This is a genomic window from Paenibacillus elgii NBRC 100335, from assembly GCF_004000865.1.
GTDB classification, from domain to species: Bacteria; Bacillota; Bacilli; order Paenibacillales; family NBRC-103111; genus Paenibacillus_G; species Paenibacillus_G elgii.
This window is the reverse complement of the sequence record NZ_BIMB01000004.1, coordinates 24,137-39,351: the sequence shown is the minus strand read 5'-3', so window position 1 is coordinate 39,351 and position 15,215 is coordinate 24,137. Positions and strand designations below refer to the sequence as shown.

The 15,215-nt window shown below is 53.5% G+C and carries 15 protein-coding genes; 9 read left to right on the top strand and 6 right to left on the bottom strand.

Annotation, left to right across the window (positions count from 1 at the left end; genetic code table 11):
- The first annotated feature begins 5 nt into the window (after window positions 1-5).
- The 4 genes from PEL01S_RS04070 to PEL01S_RS04055 all read left to right on the top strand — a co-directional run bounded on the left by PEL01S_RS04070 (window position 6) and on the right by PEL01S_RS04055 (window position 4,750).
- The gene (locus PEL01S_RS04070; RefSeq protein WP_127459376.1) at window positions 6-1,994 is read left to right on the top strand and encodes a 5'-nucleotidase C-terminal domain-containing protein; all 1,989 of its coding nucleotides are present in this window, start codon (window positions 6-8) and stop codon (window positions 1,992-1,994) included.
- A gap of 184 nt (window positions 1,995-2,178) precedes the next feature.
- Window positions 2,179-2,931 carry a hypothetical protein gene (locus PEL01S_RS04065; RefSeq protein WP_127459375.1) on the top strand — a complete coding sequence of 251 codons (753 nt, stop codon included), beginning with the start codon at window positions 2,179-2,181 and terminating at the stop codon, window positions 2,929-2,931.
- 199 nt (window positions 2,932-3,130) lie between these two features.
- Window positions 3,131-3,601, top strand: a complete 471-nt coding sequence (locus PEL01S_RS04060; RefSeq protein ID WP_127459374.1) for a hypothetical protein — start codon at window positions 3,131-3,133, stop codon at window positions 3,599-3,601.
- 135 nt (window positions 3,602-3,736) lie between these two features.
- Window positions 3,737-4,750 carry a S66 family peptidase gene (locus PEL01S_RS04055; RefSeq protein ID WP_127459373.1) on the top strand — a complete coding sequence of 338 codons (1,014 nt, stop codon included), beginning with the start codon at window positions 3,737-3,739 and terminating at the stop codon, window positions 4,748-4,750.
- Window positions 4,751-5,035: 285 nt separating this feature from the next.
- Here the strand turns inward: PEL01S_RS04055 and PEL01S_RS04050 are convergent, their stop codons facing one another.
- Genes PEL01S_RS04050 through PEL01S_RS04030 form a run of 5 tightly spaced genes read right to left on the bottom strand, consistent with a single transcriptional unit; the run spans window position 5,036 to window position 9,208 of the window.
- Window positions 5,036-6,250, bottom strand: coding sequence for a M24 family metallopeptidase (locus PEL01S_RS04050; RefSeq protein ID WP_063188198.1), 1,215 nt, complete (start codon window positions 6,248-6,250; stop codon window positions 5,036-5,038).
- Window positions 6,251-6,277: 27 nt separating this feature from the next.
- Entirely contained in the window at window positions 6,278-7,036 is a 759-nt protein-coding gene (locus tag PEL01S_RS04045) for an amino acid ABC transporter ATP-binding protein (protein WP_127459372.1), read from the bottom strand.
- Between the two features lie 15 nt (window positions 7,037-7,051).
- Entirely contained in the window at window positions 7,052-7,696 is a 645-nt protein-coding gene (locus PEL01S_RS04040; RefSeq protein WP_010500973.1) for an amino acid ABC transporter permease, read from the bottom strand.
- A 27-nt stretch (window positions 7,697-7,723) separates the two neighbouring features.
- The gene (locus PEL01S_RS04035) at window positions 7,724-8,584 is read right to left on the bottom strand and encodes a transporter substrate-binding domain-containing protein (RefSeq protein ID WP_010500974.1); all 861 of its coding nucleotides are present in this window, start codon (window positions 8,582-8,584) and stop codon (window positions 7,724-7,726) included.
- 42 nt (window positions 8,585-8,626) lie between these two features.
- On the bottom strand, window positions 8,627-9,208 hold the full coding sequence (locus tag PEL01S_RS04030) for a TetR/AcrR family transcriptional regulator (protein ID WP_063188204.1): 582 nt from the start codon (window positions 9,206-9,208) through the stop codon (window positions 8,627-8,629).
- A gap of 450 nt (window positions 9,209-9,658) precedes the next feature.
- On the opposite strand from PEL01S_RS04030, the gene PEL01S_RS04025 reads away from it, so the two are divergent.
- The 5 genes from PEL01S_RS04025 (at window position 9,659) to PEL01S_RS04005 (ending at window position 13,949) form a co-directional block, all read left to right on the top strand.
- Window positions 9,659-9,874, top strand: coding sequence for a hypothetical protein (locus tag PEL01S_RS04025; protein ID WP_127459371.1), 216 nt, complete (start codon window positions 9,659-9,661; stop codon window positions 9,872-9,874).
- Between the two features lie 237 nt (window positions 9,875-10,111).
- Window positions 10,112-10,375, top strand: coding sequence for a hypothetical protein (locus tag PEL01S_RS04020; RefSeq protein ID WP_063188208.1), 264 nt, complete (start codon window positions 10,112-10,114; stop codon window positions 10,373-10,375).
- A 351-nt stretch (window positions 10,376-10,726) separates the two neighbouring features.
- Window positions 10,727-10,927: an Imm8 family immunity protein gene (locus PEL01S_RS35645; protein WP_127459370.1), complete on the top strand. Its 201-nt coding sequence runs from the start codon at window positions 10,727-10,729 to the stop codon at window positions 10,925-10,927.
- Between the two features lie 179 nt (window positions 10,928-11,106).
- Window positions 11,107-12,882 carry a glycoside hydrolase family 35 protein gene (locus PEL01S_RS04010; RefSeq protein ID WP_127459369.1) on the top strand — a complete coding sequence of 592 codons (1,776 nt, stop codon included), beginning with the start codon at window positions 11,107-11,109 and terminating at the stop codon, window positions 12,880-12,882.
- Window positions 12,883-13,046: 164 nt separating this feature from the next.
- Entirely contained in the window at window positions 13,047-13,949 is a 903-nt protein-coding gene (locus PEL01S_RS04005; RefSeq protein WP_127459368.1) for an AraC family transcriptional regulator, read from the top strand.
- A 17-nt stretch (window positions 13,950-13,966) separates the two neighbouring features.
- On the opposite strand, the gene PEL01S_RS04000 is transcribed toward PEL01S_RS04005, so the two are convergent.
- Window positions 13,967-14,965: an NAD-dependent epimerase/dehydratase family protein gene (locus PEL01S_RS04000; RefSeq protein ID WP_127459367.1), complete on the bottom strand. Its 999-nt coding sequence runs from the start codon at window positions 14,963-14,965 to the stop codon at window positions 13,967-13,969.
- Window positions 14,966-15,215: the final 250 nt, after the last annotated feature.

Genomic DNA, 15,215 nt, shown 5'->3' with positions numbered 1-15,215 from the left:
GGATCATGAACAAGACGGCACGTTCTTTCGGCATCGCACTGCTGGCGGTTGGTTTGGCATTTCCGGCATGGATTGGCAGTATCTCCAGCGTCCGGGCGGAAGCTTCCGGCAGTCCATCCGTATCCTTGCTGTATTTCAACGACGGGCACGAAATCAGTCCGGTGACCGACAAGCTCGGCACCCGCGGCGGCGTAGCCCGGGTGAAGACGCTGGTGGACAGCGTACCGGGTGAGAAAATCGTCGCTTTCGGCGGTGATCTGGGAGGCGGAACGTTATTCGGCGGCGTTTTCAAAGGGCATCCGATGGTAGAGGCCTTCAACCGGCTTCCGGTCGATGTCGCGAATTTCGGGCAGCACGACTTCGACGCAGGTGTTCCCAATACGCTGGAGCTGATCAAAAATTCGCGCTTTCAGTGGATTTCCTCCAACTTAATCGGAAGCGACGGGAAGCCGTTCGGTCAAGTGCCGGAGTATGTTGTCATGGAGAAGCAAGGCATCCGCATCGGCATCCTCGGCCTGACCAGCGCCATGGAAACGACGATGCGGGACGAGCGGGTCAAGAGCCTGAATGTCATCGAATCCGCGCAAAAAGCGATGGACAAGCTGAAACAGTCAAAAGTGGATCTGATCGTGGCGTTGACGCAGGAGCCGGTAGCGGACGATAAAGCACTGCTGGCGGCCGTCCCCGACATCCGGGCGGTCTTTACCGAAGAAGAAGCGGAAGAGAAATCGTTCGTCTACGAGGTCGACGGCGGTAGCCGGCTGATCTTCTCGCCCCAAGGCAATATGGGGTCGATTATTCGGCTCATCGTGAACAAAGAAACAGACGGGACGGTTCGCTTATCGCATGAGATTTTGAAAGTCGACGAAGCTGTTCAAGAGGACAAGCCGCTGGCCGAGCTGGCTGCCGGGTACCAGACCAAGCTGGATGCAGAGTTAGGCAAAAAGGTGGCCTCGTTGGCCGCAGATTTGCCTTACGGGGATAACCACGAATCCCGTTTCCGGGAAATGGCCATCGGCAACTGGATTGCTGACGCGTACCGCGATTATTACGGGACCGACATCGCTTTCGCGAACGGCGGCGGTATTCGGGCAAGCGCCAAAAAAGGCGATTTCACCTTAAAGGACGCCAAATCGATCTTGCCCTTCGGCAACAAGATCGTGAAGGTGGAAGCGACCGGAGAGATGGTGCTGGCCGCGCTCGAAAACGGAGTGTCGGGCGTGGAGAAGCTGGCAGGTGGCTTTTTGCAGGTTTCTGGCATTGCCTACGAATACGACGCGGACAAGCCTTCCGGTCAGCGGGTGCGGAACGTTCGAATCGGCGGACAGCCGATCGACAAAGACGCCGTCTATACGCTGGCTTTGTCCAACTATATGTTCACCGGTGGCGATAATTATACGATGTTTGCCAAAGCAAAGCCCCTTGTAGGCGCGGGGGAGGCGCTGACGGATTTCGAATTGCTGGCGGCATATGCTTCCAAGCAGAAGCAGATTCTTGTCCAACCGGAGGGACGGATCGTCGTCCAAGGCTTCGCGGATGTGCCGTCCGGTCATTGGGCGCATGCTGCGGTCAAAGGGTTGACCGGTACAGGCGTCATGAGCGGCGCGGGCGAAGGGCGATTCGCCCCCAACGCAGGCTTGTCCCGCCAAGAAGCAGGCGAAATGGTGTCCAAGGCGTTGTCCGGGGAAGCGAATGCCTCGGTATGGAACAAGCTGGGACTGGGCGGTGCGGATATGGCAGCCCCGGTTGTGCGGCAGGAACTGGCGCTCCTCGCCAAATGGCTGTACGAGAACAAAACAGGCAAAACGCTGCCCGTCGCAGCGAAGTCACCGTTTGCGGATGACGCGGCGATGCCGGACGGAATGAAAGCGGCGGCAGCCGGGCTGGCCCAGCTCGGGCTTGTCGAGGGGCGGCAGCCGAACCAGTTCGCCCCGAAGGAACCAGCGACGCGGGCGGAAGTGGCGCACTTGCTCTGGAACATCCTCCATAAATAAATTCAAAAACAAGCCGGTGCTTACCTACTGCGAGGTAACATCCGGCTTGTTTTCCATATTCAGCATTTATTCAGCTTACGCTCAACCAACGCTCAGCCCAAACTAAGGTTCCATTAATGTACAGCGCCTATACTTCAAAGTGTAAGTGAAACACACATTCGAAAACAAAAGGAGACAGGAAACCATGAAAACAATCGGAAAAAAATTGATGGCAGGAACTATTGCAGCAGGCTTTCTTCTCGGAGGAGCCGGATTATATTACACTCAAGCATATGCAGCAACAACGACTACGGAAAGCGGCACAACCGCAGATAGCGCGCAGCAGGGACATGGGCACGGGAAGTTCGGCAAGGGCGGCTTCGGCCGGGAAGAGCACGGCTTCCGCGGCGTGAACATTCTGAAAGAAACGGCCACGCTGCTTAACCTGGATGAGAAAACGTTAAAGGACGAGCTGAAGCAGAACAAAACGTTGGCGCAAATCGCGCAGGAAAAAGGGGGCTTGACGGAAGACGCCTTCATCCAAAAGCTGACCGACACCGAAACGAAGGCGATTGACGATGCGGTGAGCGCGGGCAAGATTACGCAGGATCAAGCGGACAAGCGTAAAGCCAATCTGGCAGATCACTTGAAGAAAGCCGTGACCGCGACGAAGCTGGAAGGTCATCACGGCGAAAAAGGCGAAAGAGGAGCTTTCGGGATGATGGGCAATCCCGAGAATCTGACGAAGATTTTGGGTATTACCCAGCAGGAGCTCACCGACGCGATGAAAGCGGGCAAATCGCTGGCCGAAATCGCGCAGGACAAAGGCATTAGCCGTGACCAGCTCATCAGCCAAATCAAATCGAACCTGGACGATACGATCGGCAAATTCGTAGACCGCAAGCCGGGACAGCACAAGGATGCGGCTTCCGCAGACGCGACTAACAGCCAAGGATAAGAAGAATAAAGTCTGTTTGAGCTTATGACGGCTCAAGCAGGCTTTTTCTAGTTCATTCATTGCGGTTGTTCTATATCACAACATACTTCGACATTTTTTTTGCAAGATAATGCTTGTTTTCAGTGAGATAATCGAAATCTTACGAAAAGAAGGAAGAATAATATATTTTATAATTATCAAATAGAAAGGAGCATCATTAATGAAGAAAATAGCTATTACACTGGCAGCAATCGTAGCAATTGTAGGAGCAATTCCCGTTGGAGCATCGGCGCAAATCACAACTGTCGATCGAAACGCTATATCACAAGATGGAATTGAAGCTCTTGCGCCTGGGGATTATTTACTCGAAGTCGAAGACGAATGGTTATCTTCAAGTGGTACCGACACTTGGAATTATGACTATGCGGCAAGCGACGGTAAAAGCGTTCGGGTAGGTTACACATCTTCAACGAAAAAACCTGTGACAGTCGTCATTTATTACTATCCGGATAAGAATGACTCGGATAACTATGAGGAAGTTTTTCGAGCTGATGCAAACTCGTCCAATAATTATCGATTTACAAAGTATATAGATTCTAAAAACTTGCGCCATGGTTATCATGAAGTAATCGTCACAAACGACGGTTCAAAAGAAGATATTAAATATACGCTTCGAGTAAAAGGAATTTAATATATTCAGTTATTTAATAAATCAGACACTCCAGTTTGGGGTGTCTAGTTTGTTTTTTATACAGCTGTCCGATTATGGTTGCTCCAAAAAGCTAGTTTTGGTAATATCGTGTAAATTGGGAGAGGGGGACTTACGATGAACTACCCGGTATTCAAAGAAGGAGCAACGATTGGCGTAACCGCCCCGTCCTCCGGGGTACCCTCGGAATTACATGATTTGGTCAAGCTCTCGTGCAGCCGCATGCAGAGCAGAGGCTTTGGCGTCGTTTGCGGAGAAACGGTGTGGACGCAAGAGAAGGCCAAGTCCTCGCCGGCTCAAGTCCGCGCGAACGAATTTAACACCATGATGAACAATGACGCGATCGATATGATCATTCCGCCTTGGGGCGGGGAGCTACTGATCGAGATTCTCGAGTACATCGAGTTTGAACAGTTGCCGAGCAAGTGGATTTTGGGCTATTCGGATGTCAGCGCATTGCTGTTGGCAGTCACTTTAAAAACCGGGCTGGCGACGGCTCACGGAACGAATCTGGTCGATTTGCGAGGCGAATATTCCGACGAGACCACCGCCATGTGGCAAGCGGTCTTATCGACGAAAACAGGCGAGTCCGTCCTCCAGCATTCCTCGCCGAAGTATCAGAAGGAATGGACACACGCCGACCCTTCGCCGTGTATCTACCATTTAACGGAGCCTACGTATTGGAAAACGGTGTCCGGGGCAAAGACAAACATCCAAGGCCGTTTGCTTGGCGGCTGTATTGATATCATCCGGCATTTAGTCGGTACTCCGTTCGGCGATGTGCGGCATTTCCAGAAGCATTTTATTCATGAGGACCCTATCGTCTGGTATTTGGAAAACTGCGAGCTGCCCACAACCGATTTGCGCAGGTCGTTAGTGCAAATGAAGCTGGCCGGCTGGTTTGAGCATTGTTCCGGCATCCTGTTTGGCCGCAGCAGCGCCAATCGTCCGGTGGAAGGCTACACGGCCGAAGACGTTTATCAAGAGCTGGCCGAAGAGCTGCAGATCTCGATTGTTTACGATATCGATTGCGGCCATGTCCCGCCGCAGATAACGCTCATCAACGGAGCGTACGCCGAAATCGAGGTCGACGACGGTAAAGGGACCGTTAAGCAAGTTTTTAAGCCATAGCCCATAGCCCAAGCAAAAAAGGTCAAAAAGACAGTGTGTACGTATCTGAGGCTTGTTGAGAAAGGGTTTTTAACTGAAATAGAGAACATACGGAGGTGGGGTATCTGCTGTAGGAGCGATAGCGTTCGCCTTTGTCTGCGGGAAATGTCCGCTGAAAAGCGGCTTCCAATCAAATTTCCTGCAGACAAGAGCGACCGGAAGTAGATACCCCACCCCCTCGTACAGTTGATCTCTTTCCCTACAAGCTCAGAACAACGTAAACGCGTCTTTTTGACCTTTTTTCATCTACAACGAAATCAAATCCCGCGACAGCTTATTCAGCCGCTCGCAGCCGTTATCCGTTACCAGCACCATATCCTCGATCATGATCGAGCCGACGCCGTAGCCGTAGTACGGCGTTTCGAGGCAGATAACCATGCCCGGGCGGAAGACGGTTTCCTCCGACGGGCTAAGGAATGGGGCTTCCTCGGCGGCCAAGCTCAGTCCTGCGCTGTGCCCCAGATGGCCCCGGTTGTAATTCGGGAGGCCCGAGCGGCGGATCAGCGGCATCACATCGTCAAAAGCGCGCTTCATCGGCATCCCCGGCTCGATCAGCTCCAGCAGCCGATCGTGTCCGGCGCGCAGCGCGCCGTAGATGCGCTTCACCGTATCGGATGGGGCGCCGAGCACGAATGTGCGCGCAATGTCCGAGCCGTAGCCGGCCACGTCAACGCCGACGTCGAATTTGATCAGATCGCCCGGCTGTCCCGGACGCGTATCGAAAATATGCGCAGGCGCAAAATGCGCCCCGACCGAAATCATATGGAAGCGGGAGGACGAGCCGTCGGCATGGGTTAGCAGTGCGAGCCGGAAAGCGTCGGCAATCTCGGCGGCCGAGCTGCCGGCCCGGATTCCCTTGATCGTCTCGGCGATGCCGATTTCGGCGTATTCGCAGCTTTTGCGCAGCTGTGCGATTTCCCAAGGCGTCTTGAGCGCACGCAGCTCGGTCAGGATCGCTCCGGCTTCCGTGAATTCCAAGCCCGGCACGGCTTCGCGCAGCGCATTCACGGCAGGGTATCGCATGGAGTTCAGCTCCACGGCCACCCTGCCGCCGTGTATTCCGTGTTCGGCCAGCACCTGCCCGAGCAGCCCGAACATTTCCTGCACTTGATGGTTTACGGGCCGCCGACCTTCGTAATTGCCGCCGCGCAGCCCGAGCGGATCGTCGACGTCGACCCAGGTCGGGTACGTGCGTAGCTCGCACTGGGGCAAATCCTCCGGAACGCCTGCGGCTTCAAATTCATTCATGATGATGACCGTACGGCGGCTCGGGTCGCGGAACATCACGGCCAGCGCGACTTCGTTCATACGCAGTGTATACATGAACGTGCTGGGGTGGCCGGACAGGTAGTAGAAGTTTTCACAGCTTGACGCCACGAGTGCTTCCACATTTTCCTTCTCCATAATCGCCCGCGCCCGCTCCGCGACGTTCTTCAAATGCTCTGCTTTGCTCGGAACCACAATGTCCACTCCTTCGAATCTTACTTGTTACTCCGTCTCCGGCGCGCCTTCGATTTGCCGCAAAAACTTGCGGGCCCGCTCCGTCTGCGGCTGGACGAAAAACTGCTCCGGCGCGCCCTCTTCCTGAATTTTGCCGTCGCTCATAAAAATAACCCGGTTCGCCGCTTCCCGCGCAAACTTCATCTCGTGGGTGACGACGATCATCGTCATGCCTTCCGCGGCAAGCTGCTTCATGACGGCCAGCACCTCACCCGTCAATTCGGGGTCCAGCGCCGACGTCGGCTCGTCGAACAGCATCATCTGCGGCTGCATGGCAAGGGCCCGGGCAATCGCGACCCGCTGCTGCTGACCGCCGGACAACCGGGAAGGATATTCGTTCTTTTTATTGAGCAATCCCACCTTGGCGAGCAGCGATTCTCCGATTTCGACAGCCTGCTTCTGGTTCATCTTTTTAACAATCGTGGGAGCCATAATGACGTTCTCCAAGGCGGTCATATGGGGAAACAAATTGAACGACTGGAACACCATACCGGTTAATGTACGGATGTGCCGGATCGCCTGCTTCTTGCTTGCCGCGTCCATGGAGGCGTCCCATGCCGCATCGCCCACCCGGATCGAGCCCGCGTCAGGCTCCTCCAGCCCGTTCAGGCAGCGCAGCAGCGTGCTTTTGCCGGAGCCGCTCGGGCCGACCAGGACCACGATTTCGCGGGAGCGGATATGTAGATTGATGTCGCGGAAAACGACCAGATCGCCGAAGCTTTTGCCGAGTTGGTTTACCTCGATCATGCAGATCACACGCCCTTAATAAGCTTTTGACAAACGAGATTCGATGCGGTCTAAAATGTACGAAAAGAACATGCTCATTACCCAATACATAATAGCAATGGCGATATAAAAAGGCATCGCGACATAATACTGCGCAATCAGCAGTTGGGCGGAGCGCAGCAGCTCGGTCACGGTAACGACGGACACGAGCGACGTCTCCTTCAGCATCCCGATGAACGTGTTGCCCATCGGCGGGATCGCCACGCGGGCCGCCTGCGGCAGCACCACCCGCCGCATCGTCTGCCAAGGCGTCAAGCCCAGTGACAGAGCGGCTTCCGTCTGCCCTTTGGGCACGGACAGAATCGCGCCGCGGAACGTCTCGGACAAGTAGGCGCCGATATTGATACTAAGTGAAATAAAGGCCGCTGTGAGCGGCCCGAGCGTAATCCCGTAGTCGGGTAGTCCGTAATAGATAATGAAGATCTGTACCAGAATCGGGGTTCCGCGAATGATGGACACGTAACCTTTGGCCAGATTACTTATGAGCCAATTTCCTTTGAGTCGGGCGATGGCGACGACCATCCCGATGATGAGTCCGAAGAACATCGAGACGATCGTGATCAGCAGCGTATAATACGCGCCCGTCAATAGAAATTGGAAGTTCTGTAAAACCAGTTCCATGCCGTGCATCCTCCCGGTTCGCGCTGATTAGAAGTTCGGGTCTACGCCAAACCATTTTTGGAAAATCTCTTTGAACGTGCCGTCCGTTTTCATCTCGGCCAGCGCTTTATTGATCGCGTCCAGCAGCTCCGGGTTGTTCTTGCGGATGGCGATGCCGGCAAAATCCTCTTTAATCGGATCGCCGACCGCTTTGACCTTGAACTGGTTTTTCTCGATCAGCGGCTTGATGGCGAATACGTTATTGATCGTTGCGTCGATGCGGCCGACATTCAAGTCCTTCAGCGACGTAATGACATCGTTATACGTGGCGATTTCAAATGTACCGACCTTCGGCATCGCGACGTCGCGCAAATATTTCTCGTCGTTCGTGCCGAGCCCGACGCCGATCTTTTTGCCTTTGAAGTCTTCGAGCTTCTGGATCGTCGTGTTGTCACTTTTGACGATGACGTTCACGGCGTTTTTCACATAAGGCGTCGAGAAGTCCATCGTTTTCTTGCGGTCTTCGGTGATCGTGACTTGGCTTACGAGCGCGTCGTATTTGTCCTTTTGCAGCCCTTCGATCAGTCCGGAAAATTCGCCGGTGATGAATTCGACTTGAACGCCCAGACGTTTGGCTACCGCCTTGGCAACGTCCGCATCGAAGCCGTCGATCTCGTGTTTGTCGTTCAGGAAGTTGTAAGGAGCATAGGTGCCCATGAGCCCGACACGGATTTTGCCGGCTTTCTTGATTTGCTCAAGCGAGTTAGCCGCGGTTGTCGTCTCGGCCGGTTTCTTACCGGCGTTCGCATCCGGTGCCGGGGCAGGCTTGCTTCCGCAGCCCGCGAGCGCGATCGCAAGAACGCTTAGCAGCGAAACGGATTTTACAAATTTGCTTAGTTTGATAGACATAACAGTTGCCTCCTTGTGGGTCTTCGTAGATGGGTTTATAGGTTATCCGAGCAAGCCCCGGAATTCGAACTTGGCGGTTTCTTCGGCGATTTGCGCCGGTGAATACGTGGATTGGAAATCGACGTCGTGCATCGGTCCGAACAGCCATTTGGACAGCACGCCGGTAATTAAACAGACGAGAATGTTGGCCCGCAGCGACAAATCGCTTGTCCGCGGCAGCATCCCGAGTTCGATGGCGCGCTCAATGTTGCTTTTGAACGCTTCCTCGAACGCGATCCAGGTCTGCGAGACGGCTTCCCGCACCGGCGGATCGGCGCCTTGGCCTTTCATAAGCAGCAGAGCCATCAGATCGCGGTTCCGATCGGCGAATGCGTACAGATCCGTAAGCAGCCGCGCGGACGAATTCACCATGTCGTCTACCGTACCCGCGTGCTTGCGGTAGCCTTGCTCGATGACTTGGATCAGCTTTTCTTTGCCACCTTCGATTAACTCCAGCGCGAGCTGTTCTTTGCTTTGAAAATGCCAGTAGAACGTGCCTTGCGACACCCCCGAGGCTTTGACCACGTCGGAAATTTTGGTGCCGTGATATCCCTTGCGGGCAAATAAGTCGAGAGCCGCGGCCATCAGCTGCTGACGGCGGTCCTGATCTTGTTCTTGTTCCGGTAAAGCAGGCAGCTTCCATCGCCCCTCTCCACTTAACTGACGAGTCAGTTAAGGTTAATTCCGATGGGTTTACTATATTTTAAACACGCCCCCATGTCAAGCCCTAATACGCGAATCTTGTCGAAATTTGGAGGTGATCGTTTATAGAATATCCTAAGGAAATAAAAGTTATCCAGATATTGGGGATAGATTGTGGACATTTTTTTACAATAGGGAAGGTAAAAAGGTGATAAAGTTTACATTCGCCATGGAAAAAATAGGCGATTCGTAGCATTTGGAATTTCGACATGGATGTTAATATAATACTGGCCGCCTACGGTGAGACTTAGAGTAATTACTTATAAGAGTATAAGTTCTTTAAGCGAAAATGCGGGGTTGGTTATACATGTTATCGTTAAGGGAGCGGGGCATGTGGCAAGAAGATCACGGGAAGAAATATTAAAAGAGGTCGAACGAATACAAGAGATTAGGGAGAAAGTTGTGGCCGGTGAAGAAGTCAAATGCCCGAACTGTGGCCAAACATTAATGTTTTTCGAAAAAGATAGTGGCAGACATTCTGGTATTTATTGTCCTAACGATGATTTCGAAGTGCTTATCGAATATGACCGTTTATCGAAAGAAGACTAGTTTCTTTTAGAGCGCAAAGGTAAGCAGTCTGTATCCTATTGAGAAAGTAAACAGTAGATCCATCATGGTAAAGACGTTAGTACTTTACGGTTTTGATGTATTGAGCCTTCAGGATTGTCTTTGTGGAGGTTTCTCCGACCATTTGATGAGGTCTTTGCTGCTAAGGGTGTAATATGGATATGGGATTAGAGCGATCCCTGTTGCGAGCGTTGGAAAAATAAAATAGGATGCGCAGAAATGTCATCTTTCATGAAATTTATTCAAACAGGTCTGCTCGGAGAGGTTTCGTTAGGTCTGAAAAGAGATATTGTGGAACGCGTACTAGGTGAGCCCCAAGATATTTCTGTCGCCTCAACACCGTACATTTTAAAATATGGCAGTTTTCCTTTTCCAGCAATGATCCTCACGCCACTCTTTAATCCATTCATCTGTATTTTGATGAAATCATCGAATTTCCACACGGATTGCAGCTTGAAGGCTGGTTACCCAATAAATCAATAAGCGCAGAGGAGTTTCTTATCTGCCAAGCATTTCAATGCAGGAGGAGGATGAACAGCTATACCTTTAAAAATCTGCAGTCAGGGTTTAAGTCTAAAGCGGACGTTATTGTGGTATTTATGATCGAAGAAGAGAGCGCCAAGCTTTATTGCATACATTTGGGCAAGCGGTCACGCTAACAAATAAAAAATGAACTATGCTAATCCATAAAAAGGAGGATTATATTTTGATTATACCTTCTTTAAAATTTCTCGGGGTAGTATTTCCTCCTGATTCAGATGATGATTTCTGGGTAGTACTTAGTGCAGAGATAGGAGAGGAGGGGAGCAAAGGCGTAGATGTGTTTACTTTAACTTGACCACTCCTAAAAGATTAATGTACGTTCTACAGAACCAAAAGGCAGTTTTTAAGAGAGGTTTAATCATAGTTGATAAATATGACTACGAAACAGCGAAAAAAATAATACAAGATATAATACTGGAATGCAAGGGCGAGACTTGGCATGAAGTACGAAGTAATATAATGAAATATTGCATGTCTGAGTATGGTGATTAATTTTAAAATCCTATTGCCGAATGAACCGGAAGGATATGTGTTTTACCCCATAATCATCTGTTACTACATACCCAACCAACGGAAAAAAAGGTCAAATAATCGGACGCTTTGGCTATTCGGTATTGTCCGCGGACGTTCTAAGATAAAGGGAGAATACCGAATGCAGAAAGGGTGCTCTTATGGCAACGTTCGATGTGCAAAACGGGCAATTTTGTCTGGACGGGGAACCGATCCGTCTTGTTTCCGGTGCGATTCATTATTTCCGGGTGGTGCCCGAGTATTGGCGGGATCGCCTGCTTAAGCTGAAAGCCTGCGGCTTCAATACCGTAGAAACGTATATTCCTTGGAATCTTCACGAGCCGAAGCCGGGCCAGTTCCGTTTTGACGGGCTGGCGGACGTGGTTCGCTTTGTTGAGATCGCTGGCGAGGTCGGTCTGCATGTAATCGTGCGGCCGAGCCCGTACATTTGTGCGGAGTGGGAGTTTGGCGGGCTGCCGGCTTGGCTGCTTGCGGATCCGGGTATGCGGGTGCGCTGCATGCACCGGCCGTATCTTGACCGCGTCGATGCGTACTATGACGTGCTGCTTCCGCTGCTGAAGCCGCTGCTGTGCACGAACGGCGGGCCGATTATCGCGATGCAGATCGAGAACGAGTACGGCAGCTACGGGAACGACCGAGCGTACCTAGTTTATTTGAAGGATGCGATGCTGCAGCGTGGCATGGACGTGCTGCTGTTTACCTCCGACGGACCGGAGCATTTCATGCTGCAGGGCGGCATGATTCCCGGCGTGCTGGAAACGGTGAACTTCGGGTCCCGGGCGGAGGAAGCGTTCGAGATGCTGCGGAAATACCAGCCGGACGGACCGATCATGTGCATGGAATATTGGAACGGCTGGTTCGACCATTGGGGCGAGGATCATCATACACGGGACGCAAAGGATGTAGCGAACGTATTCGACGATATGCTCCGTCTCGGCGCTTCGGTCAACTTTTACATGTTCCACGGCGGAACGAACTTCGGCTATATGAGCGGGGCGAACTGTCCGCAGCGCGATCATTACGAACCGACGATTACGAGCTACGATTACGACGTTCCGCTGAACGAATCCGGCGAGCCGACGGATAAGTTTTACGTGGTGCGGGAAACGCTATCCCGCTACATGGAGCTGCCGCCGCTGGAACTGCCGCAGCCGATTCCGAAGGCTGCCTATGGAAGTGTGCCAGTTCGTGAAGCGGCCTCGCTGTTCGGGCAGCTGGACAGCCTGTCGGAGCCGGTTCGACACACGTGCCCGGAGCCGATGGAAGCGGTCGGACAAAACGACGGATTTATCCTGTACGAAACGTTCATTTCCGGGCCACGAGAGGAACGGGAGCTTGTGCTGCAGGATTGCCGCGACCGGGCGTTGGTTTATGTAAACGACGAGTTTCTGGGTGTGATCGAGCGCTGGGACCCGAGCCAGAAGGTATCGTTCGCCGTGCCGGAGGGCGGAGCGACGCTGCGCATTTTGGTGGAAAATATGGGCCGTATCAACTACGGACCGTTCATGCTCGACCGCAAAGGCATCACGGAAGGCATACGCCATGGCAACCAGTTCCTGTTCGGCTGGAACATCTATCCGCTGCCGCTGGAGGATGTAACCCCGGTCAGCTTTGACGGGAAGGAAGCGGAGCCGGGATACCCGGGCTTTTACCGCGCGGTGCTGCCGATTGAGGGACAGCCGGCGGATACGTTCCTGCGCCTCGACGGCTGGAACAAGGGCATCGTGTACGTCAACGGCTTCCATCTGGGCCGCTACTGGAAGCGCGGGCCGCAGCAGACGCTGTATATCCCTGCGCCGCTGCTGCGGCAGGGCGACAACGAGATCGTCGTGTTCGAGCTTCATGGAACGGAGAAGCGGGAGTTGACGTTTACGGACCGGCCGGAGCTCGGACCGGTATCGCAAGTAACGGTATAATAAGGTAACGATGAATGAGGCCGGTGCCGACCTATCAAGGGTTGGCGCCGGTTTTTTGCGCTTTGTGGGAATCTTTGCAAAACCGCTTCGAGATGACATCAGCCTGCGAAACATGTTACATTGAGGGAAAGCGTGGATTTGGCCAGAAGGGAGCCGTCACCGGCATGGACCGTTTATTCCATTTTCCTAATATGACACAGACGCTGCAGGTGACCGGTTGTCACTTCGGCATCAAGCCGCCGAGTTGGCGGTACCCGCGGCATCATCATCATTTGTATGAATTGATCTGCTGCCTGGAGGGCGAATCGGTGCATGACATTAACCGGACCTCTTTGACGCTTCGTCCAGGGGACTGGCTGCTGATCAAATCGGGCATCCGTCACGAATCCGCGGCAGCCGAAAGCTCGCATTACCGGTTTTTCAACGTGCATTTCGACTTGGACGACGCGGAGGTACGGAGCGAGCTCGGGATTGCGCCTTACTCCCATATTCCGTCGGGATCTGCAAGCCGCGGGAAGCTTCCGTTCTACGTTCAGGAATTGGAAGAAATGATGCGGCGATACGCCGCTCCCGATACGCATGGAGACGTGTCTTGGCGCGAGGAGCTGAACCCCCGGTTCGAGGACCGGCTGCTGCTGCAATCGTATACGTTACTCATCGTTCGGGATGTGCTTGCGTTAATCCGGGAGCGGGATACTTACGCCGGACAAGCCTCGTCCAAGGAGGCCACTTTATTGGCCATCGATGTGGCTCATGCGATCGAAGAGCGGCTGGCCGGCAGCTTTCATGAAGAGGCGACGATTTCCGCCGTGGCGGAGGAGCTTCACCTGAGCCGCAGCCAATGCTCGAAGCTGTTCTCCAAGGTGTACGGCTTGTCGCCCAAGCAATACGTCAGCCGAAGAAGACTGAGTCTGGCGAAGGAGCTGCTGGTGACGACGAACCTGCCCATGACGGAGATCGCCGAGCGGCTCGGGTTCCAATCCGCGAGCCATTTCTCCCGGCAATTCCGCCGATGGACCGGCCAAGCCCCAAGCGATTACAAGCCGAAGCACGACGGCTGCTCGTAGCCCCGCGGCCGCGGAAGTCAAGGATGAGGAGTGGCGGCATCCCAGCTATGCCACAGGTAGAGCAGCTCCGCCTCACGGGCCGGGTCCAGTCCGGCTTTGCGCTTCTCCTCCGGCGGGCGGCTTCGATCCCATGCGAGGGTGTCGCGAACCGTGTCGATTAACGGCCTGGTCATCAGCCCGGAAGCAAAAGCCTTCGTATTGTCGATGGCGAACAAGCCGATCAAGCTGTCGCTTTGCAGCCAGAGAGGGAGCTCGATCCATTCCCCGACCTGCTGCTCTCTCAAAAACGGCTCGGTGACCCAGGTGAACTTGGTGGGACGGCTGCTCAACAGGGCGCAAACATCGACGAGCTGCTCCATCGTATAATCGCTGCCGCTGGCATGAAACGTGCCGACTGTCTGCTTTTCGACCAAGTCGATAATCCACGCGGCGAGGTCCCTCACATCGATCACCTGAACACGCCCGTCTTTCGGCGGCACAAGCACTTCTCCCCCTTGGGCGATCCGATGGGGCCAGTACGTAAAGCGGTCCGAATAATCGTGCGGGCCGACAATCAGACCGGGCCGGATGTGCAGCGCTCTGTCGGGCATGGCGGCTTCGAGCGTTTTCTCGCATAGCGCTTTGAGCGCGCCGTAATGCTGCGTCACATCCTCGGTGCTCTCGTCGGAGAGGATTGCGACAGGGGCGTCTTCCTTTACTTGTAAGCGCTTTAGATCTTCGTATACGGATACGGACGAGATGAACGTATAATGTCCCACCCTGTCCTTCAGCAGTTCGACGGAGGCACGTACGACGCGAGGAACGAAGCCGCACGTATCGATCACCGCGTCCCATGTTCTGCCCTGCAGCAGCTCAAGCTCATTTTCCCGGTCCCCTACGATGTGCTCCGCTTCGGGAAACGCATCTTGACTGTGCTGCCCACGGTGAAAGAGCGTCAATGTATGCCCCCGATCAAGCGCCGCCTCCGCCAAAGCCTTCCCTAAAAACCGGGTACCGCCCAAGATTAACAGGTTCATAGAAGCCACCGCCTTTTTAAAATTTTATATTTACGTAAAAATATTTTATTACGTTGTATATGAGTTGTCAATGAATGTGAAATGGTCGTCGTTCGTTACGTAGGTATGCGGTATAATTTACTTACGGCTGGCGAAGGCAGGTCGGCAGTCAATGGTGCTTCAAGCCCGAGTCTTAGACTGACCCTAACGACCAGGTGCACTACAGAGTGTTGCTCCGAATGTGGAAGCACGCAGGATAGAATAACCATAT

Bases quoted from the DNA above. Each gene is read 5' to 3' on its own strand.
- PEL01S_RS04065 (WP_127459375.1), top strand. From the start codon at position 2,179: ATGAAAACAATCGGAAAAAAATTGATGGCAGGAACTATTGCAGCAGGC.
- PEL01S_RS04070 (WP_127459376.1), top strand. From the start codon at position 6: ATGAACAAGACGGCACGTTCTTTCGGCATCGCACTGCTGGCGGTTGGT.
- PEL01S_RS04030 (WP_063188204.1), bottom strand. From the start codon at position 9,208: ATGGCCGCGGCTCTCGACTTATTTGCCCGCAAGGGATATCACGGCACC.
- PEL01S_RS04005 (WP_127459368.1), top strand. From the start codon at position 13,047: ATGGACCGTTTATTCCATTTTCCTAATATGACACAGACGCTGCAGGTG.
- PEL01S_RS04055 (WP_127459373.1), top strand. From the start codon at position 3,737: ATGAACTACCCGGTATTCAAAGAAGGAGCAACGATTGGCGTAACCGCC.
- PEL01S_RS04045 (WP_127459372.1), bottom strand. From the start codon at position 7,036: ATGATCGAGGTAAACCAACTCGGCAAAAGCTTCGGCGATCTGGTCGTT.
- PEL01S_RS04010 (WP_127459369.1), top strand. From the start codon at position 11,107: ATGGCAACGTTCGATGTGCAAAACGGGCAATTTTGTCTGGACGGGGAA.
- PEL01S_RS04035 (WP_010500974.1), bottom strand. From the start codon at position 8,584: ATGTCTATCAAACTAAGCAAATTTGTAAAATCCGTTTCGCTGCTAAGC.
- PEL01S_RS04040 (WP_010500973.1), bottom strand. From the start codon at position 7,696: ATGGAACTGGTTTTACAGAACTTCCAATTTCTATTGACGGGCGCGTAT.
- PEL01S_RS04060 (WP_127459374.1), top strand. From the start codon at position 3,131: ATGAAGAAAATAGCTATTACACTGGCAGCAATCGTAGCAATTGTAGGA.
- PEL01S_RS04020 (WP_063188208.1), top strand. From the start codon at position 10,112: ATGTCATCTTTCATGAAATTTATTCAAACAGGTCTGCTCGGAGAGGTT.
- PEL01S_RS04000 (WP_127459367.1), bottom strand. From the start codon at position 14,965: ATGAACCTGTTAATCTTGGGCGGTACCCGGTTTTTAGGGAAGGCTTTG.